This window comes from Kluyvera sichuanensis, assembly GCF_014218705.1.
Classification (GTDB): domain Bacteria; phylum Pseudomonadota; class Gammaproteobacteria; order Enterobacterales; family Enterobacteriaceae; genus Kluyvera; species Kluyvera sichuanensis.
Genome location: NZ_JABBJF010000069.1, coordinates 1 through 1,862, shown reverse-complemented (window position 1 = coordinate 1,862; position 1,862 = coordinate 1). Strand labels below are relative to the sequence as shown.

Sequence of the window (1,862 nt, the reverse complement as noted above, 5' to 3'; positions counted from 1 at the left end):
GATAAAATGGGTATCTCTTAACTATGCCTAAATAAATAAGGATAATTTTGAAAAAAATATTCATCCTATCGGCAGCGCTGATCATGGCAGGATGCGCAACAAAGCAATATCCACAGGCCGCGAACGTCACCGGTCCAGAATCTTCCGCAATGGATTGCAAAGCGGTAGCTCTGGAAATCGCCAAAACGCGCAGTGTACAACAAGAAATTGAGGCAACCGGCGAATTTGACGGGCGCACCGTATTAGGTTTCCTGGGTGATTTTGGGATAGGAAATGGCATGGCAAAAGGCGAAGCCCGCAAAAAAGCAGCTAACCGGCTAAATCAGCTGGAAGCCCTGAAGGCTGCAAAGTGTGCAGATCAATAAGGTACAAAAAAGCCCTGCCGGGCTTTTTTTGTACCTGCCAATCAGCTGGATTTACCATAACATCTGTTGCGTGCACCGCCTGAGAGGCTCTCAGGGCGTTTCTACGACCTCACCTGCAAAAGAACACATCTTACCCCCTGAAAACCGCTCAGAAACGCGCTGATGATTTCTGCGTACCTGCATGGCTATGCACTCAAGTGAATGAAGTAAGATTTCAGTCTGCGATCACCATAAAACCGGGAAAAAACCGTATGACAAAACAGGAATCAGCCGCACTGAACATGGCAAAATTTATCCGGGCGCAGTCGCTGCTGCTGCTCGAAAAACTCGACGTGCTCGATCTTGATGACGAGGCAGCCGACTGTGAGCGAATGCACGAACAGGCAGAAGCGCTTTATCAGAAGCTGAGCGCACGCTTCGGTATACAGGACGGCGAATAAAGAGACGAAAAGAACGCTCACTTAGACGAAAAGCGTATCCAGGGCAACTATGTATATCCACCGTGTACATAGTCATGCCTGACGCTTTCGAGCAGGTCGAGCATGCAGGAACGACGAGCTTGATTGGTATCGGACACAATATGGCGATACGCCTCAAACATAACAGCACCCGCATCACCGCCCGAACGGCGAAGCATAGCGGAAATCATCCGCACAAAGAGCAGACGTTCATCGGGGCAAAGGTTCATAAGTTCTCCTGGTGAAAAACCAAACATGAAAGCACCCATCTATTAACGTCAGCTGTGAACGCTTCATTAGAAGAAAATAGGTAAACCCGGGAAAAAGATCCAAACGTTAACATCACAGGTAAACAGAAACGTCGGGTCGATCGGGAAATTCTTTCCCGGACGGCGCGGGGTTGGGCAAGCCGCAGGCGCGTCAGTGCTTTTAGCGGGTGTCGGGGCGCAGCCCTGAACCAGTCACGTAGCGCTAGCGGAGTGTATACTGGCTAAACTTCAGAGATGCCAAGGAAGGGACAGGATATGTTTTGTAGCACCGCCACCACGGTGGCGATACTCCAAAACGCCTGGTCAGGGCACAGCCCCGACACCCCAGAGCCGACTGTAGGTCACTGGACGAACGCGGCGGAATGATGTCGGATGACGTCATTTTGCGGCGTTTGCCCTATCCTGCATCGTATTAAAAAATGCAGCACTGGCGCGTACGGTGCCGAAGATAAGTCCGGGGATATTCCGCTTCCTCGCTCACTGACTCGCTACGCTCGGTCGTTCGGCTGCGGCGAGCGGAGGGAACGGAGACATTAAGGCACAGGCAATGAGAGAGGATCGAGAGGCAAAAGAAAAGGCCGCGGCGTTGCCGGTTTTCCATAGGCTCCGCCCCCCTGACAAGCATCACGAAATCTGACGCTCAAATCAGTGGTGGCGAAACCCGACAGGACTTAAAGATACCAGGCGTTTCCCCCTGGTGGCTCCCTCGTGCGCTCTCCTGTTCCTGCCTTTCGGTTTACCGGTGTCATTCCGCTGTTATGGCCGCGTTT

The 1,862-nt window shown here is 51.9% G+C and carries 3 protein-coding genes; 2 read left to right on the top strand and 1 reads right to left on the bottom strand.

Translation table 11 applies throughout. From position 1 onward, the window contains the following. Nucleotides 1–47 precede the first annotated feature (47 nt). On the top strand, nt 48–365 hold the full coding sequence (locus HII27_RS26740) for a hypothetical protein (RefSeq protein ID WP_023224510.1): 318 nt from the start codon (nt 48–50) through the stop codon (nt 363–365). Nucleotides 366–616: 251 nt separating this feature from the next. After that, nucleotides 617–805, top strand: a complete 189-nt coding sequence (locus HII27_RS26735; protein WP_000165998.1) for a Rop family plasmid primer RNA-binding protein — start codon at nt 617–619, stop codon at nt 803–805. 47 nt (nt 806–852) lie between these two features. Here HII27_RS26735 and HII27_RS26730 read toward each other — a convergent pair whose 3' ends face one another. Next, nucleotides 853–1,080 (bottom strand): hypothetical protein, encoded by a 228-nt coding sequence (locus HII27_RS26730; protein WP_206659768.1) that lies wholly within the window; start codon nt 1,078–1,080, stop codon nt 853–855. Nucleotides 1,081–1,862 lie beyond the last annotated feature (782 nt).